The sequence below is a fragment of the Prevotella nigrescens genome (genome assembly GCF_031191185.1).
GTDB lineage: Bacteria > Bacteroidota > Bacteroidia > Bacteroidales > Bacteroidaceae > Prevotella > Prevotella nigrescens.
Map to the genome: position 1 here is coordinate 532787 of NZ_CP133464.1, position 20632 is coordinate 553418.

At 49.8% G+C, this 20632-nt stretch carries 20 protein-coding genes; 3 read left to right on the forward strand and 17 right to left on the reverse strand.

Annotated features, from left to right (window positions below; translation table 11 throughout):
- Nucleotides 1-3: 3 nt before the first annotated feature.
- The 15 genes from RDV52_RS02035 to RDV52_RS02105 all read right to left on the reverse strand — a co-directional run bounded on the left by RDV52_RS02035 (nt 4) and on the right by RDV52_RS02105 (nt 12064).
- Nucleotides 4-462 carry a DUF3872 domain-containing protein gene (locus RDV52_RS02035; protein WP_004367647.1) on the reverse strand — a complete coding sequence of 153 codons (459 nt, stop codon included), beginning with the start codon at nt 460-462 and terminating at the stop codon, nt 4-6.
- Nucleotides 463-474: 12 nt separating this feature from the next.
- Nucleotides 475-1065 carry a conjugal transfer protein TraO gene (locus RDV52_RS02040; protein ID WP_004367646.1) on the reverse strand — a complete coding sequence of 197 codons (591 nt, stop codon included), beginning with the start codon at nt 1063-1065 and terminating at the stop codon, nt 475-477.
- Nucleotides 1059-2009, reverse strand: coding sequence for a conjugative transposon protein TraN (gene traN / locus RDV52_RS02045; protein WP_004367645.1), 951 nt, complete (start codon nt 2007-2009; stop codon nt 1059-1061). The genes RDV52_RS02040 and traN overlap by 7 nt, the downstream gene beginning before the upstream one ends.
- Nucleotides 2010-2058: 49 nt before the next feature.
- Nucleotides 2059-3330 (reverse strand): conjugative transposon protein TraM, encoded by a 1272-nt coding sequence (gene traM / locus RDV52_RS02050; protein WP_040557333.1) that lies wholly within the window; start codon nt 3328-3330, stop codon nt 2059-2061.
- Nucleotides 3323-3625, reverse strand: coding sequence for a hypothetical protein (locus tag RDV52_RS02055; RefSeq protein WP_025068482.1), 303 nt, complete (start codon nt 3623-3625; stop codon nt 3323-3325). The genes traM and RDV52_RS02055 overlap by 8 nt, the downstream gene beginning before the upstream one ends.
- A gap of 4 nt (nt 3626-3629) precedes the next feature.
- Entirely contained in the window at nt 3630-4253 is a 624-nt protein-coding gene (gene traK, locus RDV52_RS02060) for a conjugative transposon protein TraK (RefSeq protein WP_004367643.1), read from the reverse strand.
- Nucleotides 4254-4303: 50 nt separating this feature from the next.
- Nucleotides 4304-5341, reverse strand: coding sequence for a conjugative transposon protein TraJ (gene traJ, locus RDV52_RS02065; RefSeq protein ID WP_004367642.1), 1038 nt, complete (start codon nt 5339-5341; stop codon nt 4304-4306).
- Nucleotides 5342-5383: 42 nt separating this feature from the next.
- Nucleotides 5384-6016, reverse strand: coding sequence for a DUF4141 domain-containing protein (locus RDV52_RS02070; protein ID WP_004367641.1), 633 nt, complete (start codon nt 6014-6016; stop codon nt 5384-5386).
- A 200-nt stretch (nt 6017-6216) separates the two neighbouring features.
- Entirely contained in the window at nt 6217-8730 is a 2514-nt protein-coding gene (locus RDV52_RS02075; protein WP_004367640.1) for a TraG family conjugative transposon ATPase, read from the reverse strand.
- Nucleotides 8727-9062: a DUF4133 domain-containing protein gene (locus RDV52_RS02080; protein WP_004367639.1), complete on the reverse strand. Its 336-nt coding sequence runs from the start codon at nt 9060-9062 to the stop codon at nt 8727-8729. Before RDV52_RS02080 ends, RDV52_RS02075 begins: the two co-directional genes overlap by 4 nt.
- Nucleotides 9063-9066: 4 nt before the next feature.
- Nucleotides 9067-9366, reverse strand: coding sequence for a DUF4134 domain-containing protein (locus RDV52_RS02085; protein WP_004343295.1), 300 nt, complete (start codon nt 9364-9366; stop codon nt 9067-9069).
- A gap of 142 nt (nt 9367-9508) precedes the next feature.
- Complete coding sequence (locus RDV52_RS02090) at nt 9509-10315, reverse strand: hypothetical protein (RefSeq protein WP_004367638.1); 807 nt, start codon at nt 10313-10315, stop codon at nt 9509-9511.
- Nucleotides 10316-10317: 2 nt separating this feature from the next.
- Nucleotides 10318-10695: a DUF3408 domain-containing protein gene (locus RDV52_RS02095; protein WP_223381209.1), complete on the reverse strand. Its 378-nt coding sequence runs from the start codon at nt 10693-10695 to the stop codon at nt 10318-10320.
- Nucleotides 10696-10800: 105 nt separating this feature from the next.
- Complete coding sequence (locus tag RDV52_RS02100; protein ID WP_004367636.1) at nt 10801-11274, reverse strand: DUF3408 domain-containing protein; 474 nt, start codon at nt 11272-11274, stop codon at nt 10801-10803.
- Nucleotides 11261-12064: a nucleotide-binding protein gene (locus tag RDV52_RS02105; RefSeq protein WP_040557237.1), complete on the reverse strand. Its 804-nt coding sequence runs from the start codon at nt 12062-12064 to the stop codon at nt 11261-11263. The genes RDV52_RS02100 and RDV52_RS02105 overlap by 14 nt, the downstream gene beginning before the upstream one ends.
- A gap of 576 nt (nt 12065-12640) precedes the next feature.
- Between RDV52_RS02105 and RDV52_RS02110 the strand changes: the two genes are divergently transcribed.
- From RDV52_RS02110 to mobC, 3 genes are all read left to right on the forward strand, one after another.
- Nucleotides 12641-13060 carry a plasmid mobilization protein gene (locus tag RDV52_RS02110; protein WP_004367634.1) on the forward strand — a complete coding sequence of 140 codons (420 nt, stop codon included), beginning with the start codon at nt 12641-12643 and terminating at the stop codon, nt 13058-13060.
- Nucleotides 13057-14337 (forward strand): conjugal transfer protein MobB, encoded by a 1281-nt coding sequence (gene mobB, locus RDV52_RS02115; protein ID WP_004367633.1) that lies wholly within the window; start codon nt 13057-13059, stop codon nt 14335-14337. Before RDV52_RS02110 ends, mobB begins: the two co-directional genes overlap by 4 nt.
- 83 nt (nt 14338-14420) lie before the next feature.
- The gene (gene mobC / locus RDV52_RS02120; protein WP_004367632.1) at nt 14421-16424 is read left to right on the forward strand and encodes a conjugal transfer protein MobC; all 2004 of its coding nucleotides are present in this window, start codon (nt 14421-14423) and stop codon (nt 16422-16424) included.
- Between the two features lie 183 nt (nt 16425-16607).
- Here the strand turns inward: mobC and RDV52_RS02125 are convergent, their stop codons facing one another.
- Together RDV52_RS02125 and RDV52_RS02130 are read right to left on the reverse strand one after the other, a co-directional pair.
- Nucleotides 16608-16814, reverse strand: a complete 207-nt coding sequence (locus RDV52_RS02125) for a hypothetical protein (protein ID WP_004343303.1) — start codon at nt 16812-16814, stop codon at nt 16608-16610.
- 128 nt (nt 16815-16942) lie between these two features.
- A complete protein-coding gene (locus RDV52_RS02130) occupies nt 16943-20611 on the reverse strand; it encodes a hypothetical protein (protein ID WP_040557235.1) in 3669 nt (1222 codons plus the stop codon).
- Nucleotides 20612-20632 lie beyond the last annotated feature (21 nt).

Genomic DNA, 20632 nt, shown 5'->3' on the forward strand with positions numbered 1-20632 from the left:
TTCTTAGTGGCGAGAAGATGCAGGCTTGTCCTTGCCCTCTTCTCGCTCGTTATTGAAACTAAAGGTCAGCTGCTGAACCCTGCCGAAACTATCCTCCACATATACATCAATTGTCTGGCGGTCGGCTGACAGAGAAGTGTAGTACAAGCGGAACACATCTTTTGTCAACGGATAACGGTCGTTAGGCTTGAATACCGTACCATTATCCATCCTCAACATTCCTTTGCCATCGGGTTGGAAGTATCGGATGGTGTAACGGGTATCGGAAAAGTCACCGCCCCGTTTCAGTGTGCAGCGTATCTCAGCCGTCTGCCCCCTTATGATGTCCTTCTGAACCGGCATTGTTTCCACCGTAAACGGATAAGACTGCTGAATATCCAAATCCCTATCACAAGCAGATAGGCAAAACACGGCAAGGGTCAGCACACCCATTACCCATATCGTATTCAATATCTTCTTCATCTTTTCTTCTACTTAAAAGTTAAACCTTAGTCCTGCTGAAACAGCAGGACGAAAACGATGCACGTCCGTTCCAAATAGGAAACGTCCCTGCGCCTTTACAAGAAAGATAACCCTGTCCGTAAGGAACACTTCCACCGAGCCATGCACGGCACCGCCATAGACAAAGCGGGAATGGTCGAGCAGTGTTGCCCCATCGGGCAGCAGTTTTTTGTCTTCGTTCAACTGCTCATAGCCACCCAAGGCGGATATGCCACTATAGAGAAACACGTTCTTACCTCTGTCGGAGAGAACAGGGTGCATATAGCCCACCTGCAAGAGTGCATCCTTGAGTTTTACGTTATAACTTCTGTACAGCATATTCTGCTGTTCATACTCTGCCATAACAAAGGTATAATTCTCACGACCCAAATATCGGGTGAGTGATACTCCCATTCCGAAATTGTCAGCAGCAAGGAACTTTTCTCCCTTGATAAGGGGAACACTGCCCAAGACCTCTATTCCCCTTTGCTTGGGTATCAGTCGCTGTGCCTGCGATGGCAGACTGAAAGTCATGGCCACCGCAACGCATGCTGTCAGAATGATATTGTTCATCTTCATCACCATTTCAGTTTGAGGTTATCAATCTTCTTTGCCAACTGCAGGTCTTCTGCCGTTACATGGAAGGTCAGTGTACGACCGCCATTTCTCTCATAGAGCGTCACTTCAAGCTGCTTGTCTTCTGCAAGAGAAAACTGCTCGAGCGCAAACACAGCATGTTCACTACCCATGCCACGCACCTGCATCACCTGGTTATAGGCACGAAGTGGCAGCAATACTTGCTCCTGTATGGCCGTACGCTTTGCCATCTTCTTATCCACCACCTTAAAGGTGATAAAATCCACAGAGTACGGCATATTCGTACCGTTTTCCATACGAGTGTGGAAATACAGCAAGCCGTTATGGGCATACAAACCACGAAGCAGGAACTTCATACCAAACTGCTGTGCACCGATGTGCTTAATGCAGCGTCTGTCGTTCTGATAGATGGTCTGCATCATCAGCTTTACTAATACGGGCGACTCATTGCCGAGTTCCTTAAAATAGATGTCGGCACGATTGCTTGGCAGCCTGCCTTCTGTCGTAGAAAGAAAGTCTTTCATCTCGATACTTAACTTTTCCGGTTCATCGGCATATTTTACATTAAAAGCATAAAATGAGCCGTCCTCACAGATGACGCTCATATTGGTCTCTGTCTCAAAGTCCTTCACCGAAGCCTTTACACGCAGTACGTTCTCTGCATCCTCCGCCTTCCCTGCAATGATGTTCTGTGAACCTAAGTCTACATAGCGAATGGCAGAAGGGAAGATAAGATGCACGGTCTTGTCAAAGGTAACGTCAAGACCATACGGAAGTACGACACGCCCCGTTGGAATAGCACGGCTCATACCTTGAAAAAGCTCTCCCGAAGTAAGCGGACGGCTTGGTGTCAAACCATCATTGTTTTCCTGTGCTGTGGCTGTTGCTCCCACCATGGCAAGCATAGCCATTGATAAAATAAATTTCTTCATTGTTCCTTTTTTATTTGATGTTATTTTTTACTTATCATTTTCGATTGTTTTATTTGGACTGAACCAAGAAAAGGCGGTAGCCACCCTTGAGCGTTACCTTGACGGTGCGCAGTTTCTTCTGAAGCAGCTGACTTGCACCCTGCATCACCCCACGGGCAGCCTCGGAGATAATCTGGTCCTTGGCAGAGGAAGCGAAGGTAAAGGATGTACCCATTGAACCGCCGATGTTCGCCCCGACTTCCTTAAGCGCATTGATGTCCTCCGAACCTGGTATATACACACCCTCCTGTCCGTCCATGTCGTATGCCGAGAGCTTGACGCCTATGATATGTTCGTCCACCTCAATGCTTTTGACAAGCAGGTGCATACGGTTACCTTCTATCTTGGCGACGGCTATCAGTCGGCTTTGTCGTGGAATGTGCAACCCCTGTACCTTAGCAGTTTCAAGCAGACGGAGCACGACATTATCGCCCTCTTTGAGCGTCGTTGTCCTGTCCACCACCACTTTGAGTGTGTTGCGCATCGTGGGTGCAGCCGTGCTTGCGAGCGAGTGGAAGCCCAAGTTGCGTGCTTTCGTGCCATACTCCTTGATGAAGTCAGCGTCGCTCATCGGCTGCCCCAGTGAGGACACTACCTGTTTGCGTTCCGCCAAGATTTCCATTGCAGGCAAGTCGGCCGAACCTCCGCTTATATTACTGCCCATACTCTGACCTTTGTTCGTTGCCGTTTGCCCTTTACCCTCGGTAAAGTCATTACCCAAAGATGGTGCAGCTGCAGAAGCCTTGGGAAGATACCTCGCTGCCATCTGATAGCTCTTTTCCATCAAGGCAAGCTGTCGTTTCTCTTCATTGTCCTCCCTGCTGTCTTTGGCAGAGAGTTCCTTTTTAAGGTTATCTATCTCCGAACGCAGGGCTTCACGCTCCTGCTCGTGCGGGTCGGGAGCGTAAAAGGAGTTCAAGAGGCGATTGTTCTCCTCATAGCGATGCATGGAGCTTTCTATCTTTGCCGTAGAAGCAGCTGTCTCTGCACGCTGCGCCTCTGATGGAGCAGTGTTCTGGGTGAAATAGTCCGATAGTCTGCCCATCTCCTCACGGGTCTGTTCCTCCTCGTGTGCCTTGTCGCCTAATTCATAGGCTTTGAGCTTGTTTTCGGTGAGCTTTTCCGTCGTTGCCTGCGGGATGCTGTCATTGAGTCCCTGCTCCGCTGCAGTCTTATCCTTGCCCGAAGGCGCGAAGATAAACCACATCGAGAGGGCAAACAGCAGTCCCAGTCCTCCGAAGACCAAGCCTTTCTTCATTTGTTCTTTCTGTTTATTATCCATTTTCCTTGATTGTTTGATGATGTTGTAGGTAAAAATTGCCGTGTAACTCATGTAAAGTGCTGTCCGTCCGTATCGGACTGTCCGTCAGCTTTCCCGTGGGAATGGGTAGTTTCTCCTTCTTTGGAGGAAGGAAGAACTGCGCTATCATCCAAAGCGAGCAGAGCAGATAGATGAAACTCAGCCCATAGACGATTTCCTTTCTCTGCCTTATCGTGAGCCGTTCACACCGATGGCGGAGCCACAGGTGAAAGCGCAGATAGTGACGTGAGAGTAAAAAGTTTCTTTTCCTTGCCATAGCCTTATCGTTTATAAGTCTGTATGTCCCTGTTCTCCTTGACGAGGAAGTTCTCCATCAGGAAGCCTTGCGGGTTGTTGTCCGAACGGACAGAGTTCTGCAGCGTGCAGGTCGTAACAAGACTGCGCTCTGTAACGTTGCTCTGACGGACGATAAACTCCCGTGCATAAGTCGTTACCGTATAAGGGTAAGTATTGAAGTTGCAGTGGATAGAGTCCACCTCTATGCGCTGATTGACATTGCCCGATATGGCACGGTTATAATAGCCCTTCTCTGCCAAGTCCTTGTAATAGTTGAAAGCCGACTTGTCACACAGTACGAAGGCACGTTCCATGTTCTTCTCAATGGCATCCTTGTCAGGCGCAATGGTGAAGAACAGCTCATGGAAGCGACGTACATGCTCCCTTGCCTCTACGGGACGATTACGACTTGCATCCTGACTGAGGGCAAGCATGAGCGACTTTCCCTGGTCAAGCACATAGATTTTCTCCCGCTGCTCCTTAGCGAAACTGTACGAGGCATAGAGGGCATAACCACTTACTGCCACGCAGACGATGGCAAAGACAAAGGCGTAGAGCCTTATCTGTCTGAATGAGGTCTCGATATTACCAAGTGATTTGAATTCCATTTCTTTTTCCTTTTATAGCTGTTGATTAATTAAGCATAGTTGCTTGATTTCTATTTTCCTTTGAGCAGTGCACCCTTGATACGTCCACCGACATTGCCGATAACCGACCCGGCACCTGCTGCGGCATATCTTCCGCCCGTGTAGGCACTTTGTGCACCGCGCTGTGCAGCTTGATTGACATTGCGACCATAAGAGCCGATACCGCCTCCTGCTTCGATAATCCAGCCTGCAACGGTGGGAACGCAGAAGTAACCCACGATACCGATAAGGAAGAAGACGATGTAGTACCACGTCCCCGAATCAGGCAGGTAGTTGGGGTCACTGAGCGCTTCGATGTCCTTCTGTACCATCAGCACCTGTATCTTCGTAAGCAGTGCCGTAAGGATAGAACTGACAGGCAGCCACAGGTAGACAGAGATATAGCGTGAGAACCAAGCCGTGAGCGAACCTGCAAGACCGTCCCATACGGCTATGCCGAAGACAATCGGGCCGAGGATGGAAAGGACGATGAGCATGAACGTGCGCAGCGTGTCGATGATAAGCCCTGCGGCATGGAACAGCAGCTCCATGAGGTCGTGCACCATTTTCATCACCCACTGCTTGGTCTGATAGGCAGCACGCTCGGCATACATACCCGCTATCGTCACGGCATCTTCAGGTCCGATGATACCCATTTCCTCTATCTTTTGGTCGAACTTCTCGTTGGATACCAAGTAGGCTGTTTCGGGATTGCGCAGGTAGGCTTCCTCCTGCAGACGGTTACGCTTGGCGGTAAGCTCCGCCAAGTTGGTCTCCTGCTGATGCACCATGCTTTCCGTTCCCTGCACTACGGGCGAGAGAACGGCATTCATCGTACCCAGTACGACTGTCGGGAAGAACATGATGCAGAAACCCAAGACAAAGGGACGGAGAAGGGGAAAGACGTCTATCGCCTCGGCACGGGCTATGGAAGCCCATACCCGAAGGGCAATATAAAAGAGTGCACCCAAGCCCGCAATACCCTTGGCAATGCCCGTCATCTGGGCACAGAGCGGCATCATCTCATCATAGGTGGAGCGGAGCAGCTCATGTAAACTGGCAAAATCCATAAGCAAAAGTTTTTTATGAAAGTTCTTTTTTATTCTGTAGATTTACCAATACCTGCTTGCCGTATTACCATAGAGCGCCTTGACAGAAGCAAGGTTGTTCTTTTCCCTTGCACGCACGTAGCTTACGGAAATATTTTTCCTTGTGTAGTAGGACACGAGCGAACGGTTTTCCCTAAGCGTGGTATAAATACGGTCGATTGCCTGCATACGCTCGTGGTCGTTCATCGAGAGAACACCCGACTTGACGATGGACTTTAGTTCCTTGAGACTCTCACCGCTCTGCTCCAGAAGCTTGGCATAGCCCGAAGCCATTGCAGCGAGTTCCGAAGGGCGGAAGTTCTTGTCCGAGAGCATTTTCTTATACGAGGTAACGTAAATCTCCGAGATATCGCCCACCATCAGGATGCACTCCTTGACTTTGTAGGCATCGCCGATGAGGTTGTTCACCTTCTTCAGCGCATCGTAATACTTCTTGGTGTCGTTGTAGAGTTTCTCCACTTCCTTGAACCCGTCCAAGGTGTTCTTCACCGTCTTGGAGGCGGTGGCAATCTCCTTGACCGAATTGACGATGTTGCCGGCGAAGTTACCGGGATCGGTTACCACCCACTGTGCGTGGGCCTTTCCGCTGAATAAAAGGACGATGCCCATCAGCAGCATTAAAATTCTTGTTTTCATTGTTCTTTTTGTTTATGATGTGAATACTATGTTTGTCTGAATGTCCACTAAGGGATGTCTATTCAGCTTGCTGTTATAGGGATAAGTTGGACAAGTTAGTCCAAGTATTTGGACACGACTGTCTAATTGATTGGACACGTTTGTCCAATTGTTTATCCACGTTTGGCTAAACCAATACATTTTTTACATGTCTTGTCCGATTAACGATTTCGTGCAACCCGTTTCTCTTGTGCAAGCTGCCAGATAGCCGTTTCGATATCCCCACCAAGCTGTGCCGCCCTGTTCATTACCTCCACCTTCTCGGTTTCCTCCGTGGTGTAGGTGAGGTATTCCTCCATGCTCACTTCCGTGGCATAGACTGCACTCTGCATACCGCCTAGACCTATCCACACTTCCTTGTAGAGTCGGTTGGGGTCGTTGTTCTGGTTGATGGATAGTATCTGGCTCTTTTCCTTTTCCGACAAGCCGAGCATCGCCTGTATACCATCGAACTTAGTCATGTACTTGCGCTGGTCGAGCAGTATCTTGCAGTCGGAGTTGTTGATGATGCTCTCCTTGACGATGGGTGACTGGATGATGTCGTCCACCTCCTGCGTTACGACAATGGCTTCCCCGAAATATTTTCTCACCGTCTTATACAAATACTTGATATAGTCCGCCATGTTTGCCGAAGCTATGGCTTTCCATGCTTCCTCAATGAGTATCATCTTGCGGATACCCTTTAATCGGCGCATCTTGTTGATGAAGGCTTCCATGATGATAATCGTTACCACAGGAAAGAGGTCTTTATTATCCTTCACTTGATCGATTTCAAAGACGATGAAGCGTTTAGAGAGCAGGTCGATGTTCTTGTCCGAGTTCAGCAGGAAATCATAACGACCGCCACGATAGTATTGCTTCAATGTAGTTAAGAGGTTGTTAATATTGAAGTCCGAGAGTGTTACCTTGATGTCCCGTTTCTCCATATCCTTGCGGTACACGTCCCGCAGATACTCATAGAAGGTATTAAAACAGGGCGTAACACTGTGATTTGCACATATCAGTTCGATATAGGAGTTTACGGCTGAACCAAGTTCGCCAGCTTCGGTCTTTGTGATATGCTCATCGGCACTCTTCCAAAGGGTCAGTAAGAGCGTGCAGATACTTTCCCGCTTTTCCACATCGAAGAAGTAATCATCGGTGTAGAAAGGATTGAAGGAAATCGGACTTTCATTCGTATAGGTGAAATACACACCGTCCTCGCCTTTGGTCTTGCGGTGAATAAGCTCACACAATCCTTGATATGAGTTACCCGTATCGACCAAGAGGACGTGCGCCCCCTGCTCGTAATACTGGCGTACCATGTGGTTGGTAAAGAAACTCTTGCCGCTGCCCGAGGGCCCTAAGATGAACTTATTCCTATTCGTGATGACGCCTTTTTTCATAGGCAGGTCGGAGATGTCCAAGTGGACAGGCTTTCCCGATAGGCGGTCGGCCATCTTGATACCGAAGGGAGAGAGCGAATCCTTGTAGTTCGTCTCTGCCGTAAAGAAACAGAGGGCAGGCTCGATGAAAGTATAGAATGACTCTTCTGCGGGAAAGTCTGCCGCATTGCCGGGAATACCCGCCCAGTAGAGCGTTGCCGCATCAATGGTGTTGTGGCGAGGGTGGCATTCCATAAGAGCAAGTGCTGAACCCACGTCATTCTTGATCTGGCGAAGTTCTTCCTTATCGCTACTCCATGCCAATACGTTGAAGTGGGCACGGATAGAGGTCAGTCCCTGTGAGTGGGCGATATTGAGATACTCCTGTATCCATTCCTCGTTGATTTGATTGGAACGGGAGTAACGAGCCAGCGAGTGCATGTTCCTTGCCTGCTTTTCAAAGCGTTCCAAATTGGCATCGCTATCCTCGATGAAGAGGTACTGGTTATAGATATGGTTGCACGGCAGCATCAAGCCCACGGGAGAGGCAAAGGAAAGACGGCAGTCACTTCTGTCGGTGGACAGCCGTTCATATCGGCTGTCCGTGCTGACCGTTGTCGGTAGGTCATCCGTGTCGGAGAGTGTGTGTAGACAAAGCATATTGTCGCCCACACGCACAAGATCTGCGCCCAGACGGATGTCCTCCAACGAGGCGTGTCCTTCTTCAGATAAAGAGAAATACCTGTCGAGCAGTCCTCCTTTTTCATTTGTGCCAACCAACTCTTCTTCAGTCATGCGGACAATCCTTATTTGCTCGGTGTCGTTGATGATACGCTCAAACTGGTCTACTGCTTCCATGAACTTCATCACCTCGTCCTTGTTGGTGATTTCCTTGGGAATGAGGTGTCCACGGCAGAGCGAAGAAAAATTGCTCTGTTGTGCCATGCGCTGCTTGTTGGTCTTGGTAAGGAAGAGATAGACAGAATGGTGGAGATACGGACGTTCATTGAAGTGCCGTTCAGATGCACGGGCAAGGAAGCTCAGTCCGCCATCAGCGAGCTTTCCTTGATAGTCTTCCTTAATGAACCAGTCTTGCTTATGGACGATGCTGTAATTAGGTAGCACCTTGATTGCCTTGTGCCAAGCCGAGTGCATCGCCTCGTATTCGGCAGAGGTGACGGTGAAGAGTTCGGGCAGTTCCACACGGAATGCCACCGTAATGTCGGCATCCTTGCTCACCATACACCCCTGCTCGACGGAGAGCAGGGGAAACTTCGACTCCAAGGTGGTTATCTTGCTTTTATTTCTCATTTTTTCGCTTTCTTTGATTGAAGGTTACGGATAAGGTGGCAGACCGTACGGCGGTTCACAAGGTAGCGTGGGTGCATACGCACTGCTCCCTTTTTCATCAGCCCATATTGCCCGTACTTTCTATTCATGGCGAACGTTTGCCACACCACAAGGGTGGCACCCACTACGCCTATGATGAGACAGGCTATCTGACTGATGCCGCAGAGATAGAGAATGACCACGAGAATGAAGACAGCTAATAGCCCTCCTGCAAAGAGGAAGAGGTACTGCGCCTTCAAGCCCTTGAACTCTACCGTCCGGCCTACACCCTTGTTGATTTCAAATGCAGCCATCGCCTTACAGGAAGAAACTTCTCAGGATAGTGGCAGCCACAATCAAGAAGATACACGCACCGAACCAAGAGGCTGCGGTCTTGCTCGTATCGGGGTCACCACTTGAGAACTTGTTGTACACTTTAATGCCTCCAATCAGACCTACCACCGCCCCTACGGCATAGATGAGTTTCGTGCCGGGGTCGAAGTAGGAGGTTACCATTTTCGTTGCTTCATTGATTCCGGCAATGCCGTTGCCCTGTGCATACGCTCCTATGGCAGTAGCCGTCAGCAGGAACAGCATCATGATTTTCTTTTTGTCCATTGTTCTGTTTATTTTTAAGTTGTTAATGATAAGTCTTTGATGGGAGGAGACGGCGGAGCTGGCTCTGTCTTATCGTATGAGATTGTTTTACCAGTGAGCCGCCCCGTCCGTTACTCCTTCCCTGTTTGCAATATGGATTGTTTTACAGATAGTAGGAAAGCGGCTTTTCTTCCGTCGTTCCCTCGTTATTGTTTTCTTTGTCTGTTTCGGGGACAGAAGTCATTTTTGTATCATTCTCCTGCAACTCCGTTTCTTCGACCTTGCGGATGGCAGCGAGTAGCTTTTGATGGTCTTGCTCCTGTCCGAGTGCGACTTCTTTCATGTATTCCATGAGCTCAGTCCCTCGTATCGCTTGCAGCGTTTCGTGAACGTCAGTTTCGTCTTCCTCATCAAGCGCATCGTCATTCTTGTGCCAACCATTGACACGGATGATGTCCCTTGCGAGGATGCTGGACGGTGATACTTCGGGCAGAGAATCGTCTGCTATCAGGCTTTCACCTCGTCCGCCGATTTCCAATTGCAGTTCCTCACGGGCTATGGTGTCCTCATCCGGTTCGTCCATCGTATAGTCGACATTCATCTCATTGTCGTCCTCCTCAGCGGTACTTCCTGCTTTTTCGGCAGCATCTTGCCCTGCCAAGGAGTTTTGCCCTGCAAAAGTATCAGAAATTTCAGCTGATTTTTCAGACGGGGAAACGGCGGGAACTTCAGGGATAGACGGGGAAGTGAAAGGTTTGCTCCTGCCTACCAGAATATGGCGGGCACTGTCTATTTGCTCTTGGGAAACGGAGGGTTTGGAACTTACACTTTGCTTGCCGGCTTTCATTTCTTCAGTGTCTTTTCTTGGTTTTATGTTCAAACCTTGAAACAAACTCCACAGGTATGCGATGCCCAAAATCACCCAAACAACACCCAAGAAAAGGAGAATATCTAAAAGAACAGTTTCCATATTCACAGGTATAAAGTGTTTTTTAATTTCTGCTTGTCTGCAATCTCATTGATAAGCTCCTGATGAGTTTTGAGGTGATTGGTAAGGATATTCTCTATGTAAGCCGTCAACGTCGTTTCCGCCTTTGTATCGCGGAGAACATTGCGGAGTATGGTTAAGGTCTCTGTGTTGATCGTGAACCCCGATTTGTTTCGGGACCGCCTTGGAATAAAGAACTTGGCTTTGTAATCCTCCCATTGCTCCTCTGTACTTTGCAGCATAAAGTCAGCAAGGTAATCCGTATCTGTAAAATCCTTGCTGTCTTCCATAAGATGCTGAGTTCCGGACGCTGTTTTCTTTACCTGAGTGGGATTGTCCGTGTTGTCTTCCTTGGTATTCATGTCTCTTATGTAAACCTGAAAGAAAATGACACAGCAATATATAATCAGAAGAATATTGCTGAATACCAAGAATAAAATCAGAAAATCGTTTGTTGTCATAATATGTTATATTGTTATGGTTGTTTTACGCCGTTGTCTTGCCGTGGCATTGTTGAGCAGTTCCTTATGCTCTCTGAGGTGCTCACGCAAAATGTTGTCTATGTATGCAGCCATCGAGATCCGTTCACCCAAGTCTTGCAGCACGTTCCTTAGTACCTGCAAGGTCTTCACATCCATCGTGAAGGCTGTCTTTTCGCGGATACGGACAGCGTGAAAATAGCGTGTCCGGTAATCGTCCAATGAGAGTACCTGAGTCTCATGCGGCACTTTCCTTGCCCTTTCCGCATTCGTTTCTTGGAGGACGGGAGTATTCCCTTGAACCGGCATAATCTCCTTCGCCTCTTGTTGCTCGTTTTCTTCATCCTCATCGGGCGGGTCGAAGGCAAGCGTATCCTTGGGCTTTCCTTTCATCATGCCGTCCTCTGACATCTCCTTGAGCTTGGCTTCCAAGATTTTTCTCCGTTCGTCAATCCGTGCCATTGTCCGCCTCCTTCTTTAGTCTGATATGCGTGAGCAGGCTGTCAATCATCTCATCCAACCCCGTGCCTGCACGTTGGGCTTTGCCCGGAGCCAGATAAGTGGAACGGAATGCCCCACGAAAGCCGTATTGTTCCAACTCGTGACAGAAACGGTGGGCGGCATAGACGTGTTCGTCAAACAGCGTATAGCCCTCGTTCCTGATGTATTCGCTGTATTTCTCAATCAGCGTGCTCTTTACCCGTCTGTCCACCTTGTTCCAAAGGAGCATGACATCCTTAATGCGTGCCCCGGCCATCGACACTCCCAAGTCCTGCATGGTCTTGGCATAGGCAAGGCAGGAGACCATCGACTGTACGTCAGCCTCGATGGGTGAAAGGATATAGTCCATTTCCAGTGAGAGTTCCAACAGGTCGCTCGTCCCCGCATGTCCGGGAAAGTCGAAGACCACCAGGTCAAAGCGTTTCTTTGGGTTCTTGCGGATGTATTCGTCAGCCTTGGCGATGGCACCCTTCGGGTCGGCCTTAAGCACACGGTAGGAGACACGCCCCAGTGCAGAGAAATAGTTGTTCATCTGCTCGGAGACCAAGGGATCACCCTCAACAAAGGCCTTTTCCCTTTGGCGGAGCTTGTAAAAGGAATCCTGCGAAAGGTCGCAGTCCACGATGAAGAGTTCGATGCCTTTCTCATAATAGAGGATGCTGCTGACAATTTCTGCCAGCGTGCTTTTTCCGACACCTCCCTTCTGGGAGGAAAAGCCCAGAAAGATGGGCGATGTATTTGTCTGTTCCATTGCGATAGATATTTTTATTTGTTGAACTGTCTTTGGGGCGATATGCCGTTTGAACGTTTGATTGTTCGATAGAACCATCGACAGTTTGTTTTATAGTTTGTCTTGCCGATCTGTCGGTCATTTGATTTATCAATCATTTGTTCTATCAACCATTCGGTTTGTCGAGAGTTCGAGAAATCTACATCTCGAACTATCGAGAAATCGAACAATCTATTTTCCGAACTTTTTATCGTCCTTTTGAACGCTCATTCGAACGATTGTCCGCTCGTTCTGGCTGCAAAATAAAAGCTTTTTTGATTGATTTTTCTATGCCTGTGAAATGCAGGGAAATACAAGGAAAAAGAGTGAACATCATTGATAATGAGATATTTGAAAACTCGCCGTAACTTTGCAGGCGAGAATAATACATGGAGGTATACTCTTAGAAACAGACACCCCATAAGGGTGGATGCTTCAATCGTATCAACTCTTGATATTGGCAAGGTGTGTCTTTGTAACACAAACCGCCATTTGTACCACAAAGACCCTTGCCCCGAAGGGGGATGAATTACTCCAAAGTCGTAATTAGAAGACCAAATGAATATGAATAAAGGTACAGAATATCGTTTAGAACGAAAAAAGGCAGAAAAGCCTCGTTGGGACAACTGGCATGTGCGGTTGCCCAACCCCAAAGACCAGCAACGGGCGATAGATTTGTTTCAGCGTTCGGGGGCAAAAACAAAGTCGGATTTCGTGCGTGGACGTATTCTTGGAGAGAGTTTCAAGGTGATTACGGTGGATAAATCCGCAGTGGAATATTACCGGAAGCTCTCAGAATTGACGGCACAAATCCATAAGATTGGCGTGCTGTATAACCAAGCCGTGCGTGCCATCAACAGCTATCATAGCGTAAAGACAGCACAAATCCTACTTGAAAAGTTGGAGGAGTTGTCGGCTCAAATCATTGCCTTGCAGGAACAGGCTATCAATCTTACCATAGATTACCGCAAAAAATGATAGCGAAGATTTCAAGTACTGAGAACCTTGGAGGGGCACTCGGATACAACTTCAAGAAGGTGGAGAAAGGGGAAGCAAGCATTCTCCTTGCCGCTGAGTTGTATCAGGACAGAGAGGGACGTTATACGATGGAGGACGTGCTTGCCGACATGGAGGCATTGATACCCAAGAAATGCCGAACGAAGAAGACGGTGTTCCATTGTTCCCTTAATCCGCATCCGGACGAGAAGCTCTCAGATGAAACACTCACGCAGATTGCCAAGGAGTATATGGAGGCACTCGGCTACGGCAATCAACCTTATATCGTGTTCAAGCACAGCGACATCGCCCGTGAGCATATACACATCGTATCACTTCGGGTGGACAGTCGTGGGCAGAAGATTAATGATAAGTTTGAGAAACGGCGGAGCAAGCAAATTACCGATGCCTTGGAAAGGAAGTATAACCTTATTCCGAGTTCAAAGGTTACTGAGAAGGCAGTAGCAGAAACGCCCAAGGTAGATATTGGTAAAGGGAATATCAAGGAGCAGGTGGCAAGCGTTGTCCGCATGGTGCTGAAACATTATAAGTTTTGTTCATTAGGAGAACTGAACGCCATTCTGAGCAAATATAACCTTGCCGTAGAAGAAGTAAAGACGGAGTTTCGGGGAAAGAAATACGATGGACTGGTCTATGTTCCGACTGATGATAAGGGAGGCAAAATAAGTACACCCATCAACGCATCGGACATCGGTCGTGGTGTGGGCTATACTGCCGTACAGAACAGAATACAGAAGTCGAAACAAAACGTCAAACCACTGATACCAACCGTCAGGAACAAAGTGTTACAAGCTATGCGCACCTCTCCCCAGACAGAGAAAGACCTGCGGAGCAGATTAGAGGAACAAGGCTTGCGTGTGGTAATCCGAAAGAATGACAATGGAAGAATTTACGGCATTACCTTTATTGATGACGAGCAAGGTGTTGCACTCAACGGTTCACGATTGGGAAAGGGATATGCCGCCAATGTATTCAATGGCTACTTCTCCAATCCTACGCACAACCCATTCTTGGTTGAAATGCTGTATGGTGGTTCGTCTGTTCGTTTGGAACCATCGCCAACCGCTCATCCCTTGCAATCAGATACGGAAGATGGAGACAACCTTGTCGATGAACTCATCGAGGATATAGTGGGTGACTCTTTCAGATCTACGGGCAATGATGATTGGAAAGAAGCGGCATGGCAGCGTAAACTTCGCAGGCAAAGCAAAGTCAATCTCAAACGGAGGAAAAGATAAGTAGGTATTTCAAATTTTGTTTGAACAGTATTCAAACGCAATTCAAATAACGATAATACAACAAATATAAAAGCAATACGATTATGGCACAAGAAGATGATTTAAGGGCATTGGGTAAGGTTATGGACTTTATGCGAGGTATATCGGTGATATTCCTCCTTATCAACTGTTATTGGTTCTGCTACGAGGCATTTCAGCAGTGGCACTTCACACTTGGTATCATCAATAAGATACTGATAAATTTCCAGCGAACGACGGGATTGTTTTCGTCTGTCCTCTGGACAAAACTCTTTTGCGTGGTTTTTCTTGCTCTCTCATGTTTGGGAACAAAGGGCGTGAAGGAAGAGAAAATCACGTGGCCGAAGATTTGGACGGTGCTTTTCTCTGGCTTTGTATTCTTCTTTCTCAACTGGTGGCTGTTGGCATTGCCCATAGGAAAAATTGGTGCAGCTTCGCTCTATATCTTTACGCTGTCTTTGGGCTATATCTGCCTGCTGATGGGTGGCGTATGGATGAGCCGACTGCTCAAAAACAACCTGATGGACGATGTGTTCAACACGGAAAATGAAAGCTTCATGCAGGAAACCCGACTGATGGAGAATGAGTATTCTGTCAATCTGCCTACACGTTTTTACTATAAGAAGAAGTGGAACAAAGGTTGGATTAACGTGGTCAATCCATTTCGTGCCTCGATGGTGCTGGGTACTCCGGGGTCGGGTAAATCTTACGCCATTGTGAACAACTATATCAAGCAACAGATTCGGAAAGGCTTTGCCATGTATATCTATGATTACAAGTTTCCCGACCTTTCCGAGATTGCCTATAATCACCTGCTTCATCACTTGGATGCCTATAAGGTAAAGCCGCAGTTTTATGTTATCAACTTTGACGACCCACGCAGGTCTCATCGCTGCAATCCCATCAATCCTGCCTTTATGACGGACATATCCGATGCCTATGAGAGTGCCTACACCATCATGCTCAATCTGAACCGCTCGTGGATTCAGAAACAGGGAGATTTCTTTGTGGAGTCACCAATCATTCTGCTGGCAGCCATCATCTGGTTTCTGAAGATATATGAGAACGGAAAGTATTGCACCTTCCCTCATGCCATTGAGTTTCTGAACCGCCCCTATGCACAGATATTCCCTATACTCACTTCCTACGATGAGCTTGCCAACTACCTTTCTCCTTTCATGGACGCTTGGGAGGGCGGAGCGCAAGACCAGTTGCAGGGACAGATAGCCAGTGCCAAGATACCGCTATCCCGTATGATAAGTCCGGCTCTCTATTGGGTGATGACAGGCGACGACTTCTCACTTGACATCAATAACCCTAATGAGCCGAAAGTGCTTGTCGTTGGAAATAATCCCGACCGTCAGAACATCTATTCGGCTGCTCTCGGTCTGTATAATAGCCGTATTGTGAAACTCATCAACAAGAAGAAGCAACTCAAATCCTCAGTGATTATTGACGAGCTTCCGACTATCTACTTTCGTGGATTAGACAACTTGATTGCCACAGCCCGAAGTAATAAGGTGGCAGTGTGCTTGGGCTTTCAGGACTTCTCGCAGCTTACCCGCGACTATGGAGATAAGGAAAGTAAGGTGATTCAAAATACGGTGGGCAATGTTTTCTCTGGTCAAGTAGTAGGCGAAACTGCCAAGACATTGAGTGAGCGCTTTGGTAAGGTCTTGCAGCAACGGCAGTCCATGACCATCAATCGAAACGACAAATCAACCTCAATCTCCACTCAAATGGACAGTCTTATTCCGGCAAGTAAGATTTCCAACCTCACGCAAGGTATGTTCGTGGGGGCAGTGTCTGACAATTTTGACGAACGTATTGACCAAAAGATTTTCCATGCGGAGATAGTCGTGGATAGTGCCAAAATCTCCGCCGAGATGAAAGCCTATCAACCAATCCCTATAATCGCGGACTTTACAAACGAAGATGGCTCCGACAATCTCAAAGAGACTATCGAAGCCAACTATAAACGTGTCAAACAAGAGATTATCTCACTTGTGGAATCGGAGAAGGAACGCATCAAGGCCGACCCGGCTCTTGTTCACTTGACTAAGGAGTAGACCGTTTGCCAACCGATGTCTCAAAGCATCTGTTCCTTGCAAAGGTTTCCGAGAATAGATACCTTACCATTAGGAGGCTAAAGATTAATATTCGAGAGAATATCTTTCGGACTGTATATGTACGTCATTTTTTTTATCATCGGGAGTGCAGCACCTGTTGCGCACCTCCCGAAGAAAATGGATTTAATCATCCCACAGCGATGACGGGCGGCGGCTCGGGGCGTCATAGTCATCGTCGTCCTCCTCGCCGTCAAAGAAGTTGTTGCCTTTCGAGAGTGCAGGCCCCGTGGCGGGATCTTCACTGATGCCCACGCTGAGGGAGCCGGCGAGGATAGAGTTTTCTAATGTGATGGGGACCACTTTGATTTCCGGTTTGATGTAATTGTTCATTTTTTATTAATTAACTGTTTGTTTTAAATCATCGGGGGGAGCGCACCGCCCGTTTCCGTGGGATTCGGAACGTGATGAATCACGCCCCTGCGGCGTGCCGCACCCCCGATGAAGAGAGACTTCTTTTTTTATTTCACTACCACCTTGCGACCGTTGACGATATACACGCCGGTGGGAATCTGTCGGCGCACGCTGTCGTCGAGGCGGTCGGCCACGCGGCGGCCCTGCAGGTCATATACCGGACCGTTCTTCCCGTCTGTCGCACCGTCCGTCGTGCTGCCGATGCCCGTGGTCTCGCCGTCGAAGACGATGGAGAGCCGCTTGGCACCCTCATGGCTGTTGTAGCTGATGTAGGCGCGGTAGGCAGGCACCGTGACGGAGGGGTTGTTGGACGTTACCTTGTGGAACTGGCCGTCGGCTTGCAGGATGTAGGCGTGATCGGAAGTGAGCCACCAGTTCACCACGTCTTGCACCGCACCCTTGAAGTAGTAGTTGCCGGCAGATAGGACGATGCTGCTACGGTCGGCCTTCACCTGCAGGTTCTCTCCGCCGAGCTGTGGCACACCGTCAGCCACGAGCAGGTAGGGCCTGTAGGCTCCGAGCGTGCCGCTGACTTTCTCGAAGTGTACTGCGGTGCGGCTTTCCTGTCTGTCGGCAAGAGTGTAGGCCTTGAAGCCCTGCACGGGCAGCTCGTAGGGCAGGCAAAGCGTGGCCTTGCCGGCGGCGAGGGTGCGGTCGTAGGTAGCCTTCGTGGCGGTGAAGTCGAGCCCGATGGGCAGCGACTGTCCGTCGGTGAGGCGGAAGTCGTCGCACGTCCAGCCGTTGTTCTCCTTGTTATAATACACATAGTTCGGCTTCGCCTTGTCGGTCTCGCAGTAAAGGCCCGGCCACTCGCCCAGCACCTGTGCCCAGTGGCAGCTGTCGGTACGGTCGCCTTGCAACTTCTTTGTCACCTCGCCGCTCTTGAGTTGCTTCTCGACTATCCGCTCACCCTGTGCCTTGCCGCAGGCGTTGAGGTAGTAGCAGTTCGTGACGGTGGCTTTGTCGGCGAAGGTGTGGCAGTCGTTGTTGGTGTTGTCCGCATTGTTCTCGCCGATGTAGAGGCAGTTGGTCAGGGTGCAGGTGCCATGCTGGGCATATACAAATCCGCCCATGCCTTTCTGTCCTGTGCCGGTCGTGGCGTTGATGTTGCCCTTGACGACGCAGTCGGTAATGGTAACGTCACCTTTGTATATATAAGAAATCATGCCTGCCGCTCCGCAGACGTTATCGTTATGGCTGCTCGTGAGAGCGACGTCGCTGACGCAGTTCGAGATTGTGATGTTGCCATATGATTCATCAATCAATCCTGACAACCAGTTGTTTTTCGATACGATCTTCCCTTTGGTGCGCAGGTTGCGGATGGTTGCGCCATCTGCCGACCTGAAGGGGGCTAAGTTTTTACTGTCGCCGCCATTCCAGTCGAGCGTCAGCGTATGGTTCTGTCCGTCGAACGTGCCGGCGTACTTGTTAGCGTAGGTTCCCGCCATCACAATGTCCGAGCCGAGGTCCACGTCCTGCGTCAGCTTGGCGTTGAGGGTGGTCTGTCCGCTGTTTACGAGGTCGCAGAACGCTTTCCAGTCTTCCTTCGAGGCGATGTCGAAGGTGCCGGTCACGGTTACGTCCACGCTCTTGTCTTCCGTTACGGGCGTGTTGGCGGTGAAGTCGCCGAAGTTGAGCGCGTAAGTCATCTTAGGAATGTAGCCCGTGCCGAGGAGTTCCTCTGCTGTGGGCAGCGCGACGGTCTTTCCGCTGTTGGCATAGCGCATTGCCTTTACCTCGTTGTTGAGGGTGAACTTCACCTCGTACACGTGCTTCGCGGCCTCGGCAGTGAGCTGCGGAATGGTGTCGGTGCCGAGCGTCTGTCCCCACACCTGAGACTCTCTGCCCTTCTGCAACTTATAGGCTACGTAGCCGTTCCTGAGCTGCGCCTTGGTTGCCGGCTCGCCCTGTGTCTTGCCGCAGGGGTTGAGGTAGTGGCAGTTGTTGAGGGTGAGGGTAGCTTTGGTGTCAGAGTCCGAGGCAAAGGTGTAGCCTCCGCTGGCGTTGTTCGTGCCGGCGTAGAGGCAGTTGTTCATGATGCAGCTGCCGTGCTGAATAAATACGAAGCCGCCCATGCCTTTCTGCCCTTTCTCGGTGGTGGCGTTGATCGAGCCCTTGACGAGGCAGTCGCTGATGGTAATGCGGCCACTGGAGTATATATAGCAAATCAGGCCCGCAGCGTCGCATGAGGCATTGGCATAGCTGGTCGTGAGGTTCACATTGCTCACGCAGCCCGTGACGGTGTTTTCGCCAGTCGCTTCGTCGATCAGTCCCGACAGGTAGTAACCGTTCGACCGGATGGAGCCTTCGGTGCGCAGGTTCTTGATGGTGGAGCCCTTCACTCTCCCGAAGGGGGCGACGTCGTTGGTCGAGCCGGCATCCCAGTTGACGGTGAGCACGTGGTTCTGCCCGTCGAACGTGCCGCCATAAGGACTATTGGAAGTTCCCACCTTCGCGATGTCCTCGCCGAGGTCGACGTCCTTGGTCATCTTGGCGTCAATGGCGTTCTGTCCGCCGTTCACGAGGTCGCAGAACGCCTTCCAGTCTTCCTTCGAGGCGATTTCGTAGTAGTCTTTTTTGTTGAAGGTTACTGCCACGGTCCGGTCGGTGTTGACGGTGGTTGAGCCGTTGAAGCCGCCCTCAAAGGCGATGGCATAATAATGATGAGGGTTGTAGCCCGTGCCTAAGAGGTCTTTTGCGGTAAAGGTGGGCAGACCGCCGTGGATGCTCTGCCCGTTGGTGGCATAGCGCGTGGCTACTTCTTTGCCGTTGTAGGTGAACTTCACCTCGTACACCCGTTTCGTGGCGTCGGTGGTGGGCAGCGGCTCGTTGTCGGTGCCGAGGGTCTGTCCCCACACCTGCGACTCTCTGCCCTTCTGCAACTTATAGGCTACGTAGCCGTTCCTGAGCTGCGCCTCGGTGATCTTATCGCCCTGCGCTTTGCCGCAGGTGTTGAGGTAGTAGCAGTCGGTGAAGGTGGCGCTGATGCCTTTTTCCGTGCCGAAGGTGTAGCTGTAGTTGGGGGCGTTGTTCGTGCCGACGTAGAGGCAGCGAGTCAGCGTGTAGGTGCCATTATTATAAGAGACAAAGCCGGCCATATATCTCTCGCTTTCATCCGCATTGTCGGTGATGCTGCCTTTGACGAGGCAGTCGGTGATATGAACCGAGGCATCGCGGGCTACAGCTTGAACCATGCCCGCGGCGCGGGATGCATCCGAACCACTGCCCCCCGTGATGTCCACGTCGCTGATGCAGCCCGTGAGGGTGGTGGTGCCAAAGGCTCCATAAACCATTCCGGACGAGCAGTCACCCTTCGTCGTGATCTTCCCTTGGGTGCGCAGGTTCTTGATCGTGGCGTCCTTCACATACTTGAAGGGGGCTATACAGTCTCTGGAGCCGGCATCCCAGGAGAACGAGAGCGTATGTCCCTGTCCGTCGAACGTGCCAGTGTAATAGTAAAAAGAGTTATAGTTATAGGGGTGTTCTCTTCCTGCCATCACAATGTCCGAGCCGAGGTCCACGTCCTGCGTCAGCTTGACGTTGAGGGTGGTCTGTCCGCTGTTCACCCGATTGCAAAACGTTTTCCAGTCTTCTTTCGATGCAATCGTAATGGTCTCGCTCTCGTTTCCGGAGCTGCCCTGCGCCCACGCCGGCATCGTCAGCACGAGGGCAAGCAAGAAGAGGCTGAGCCTCTCGATTAAATTTTTTGTTTTCATTTTGCTTATTATTTTGGTAAA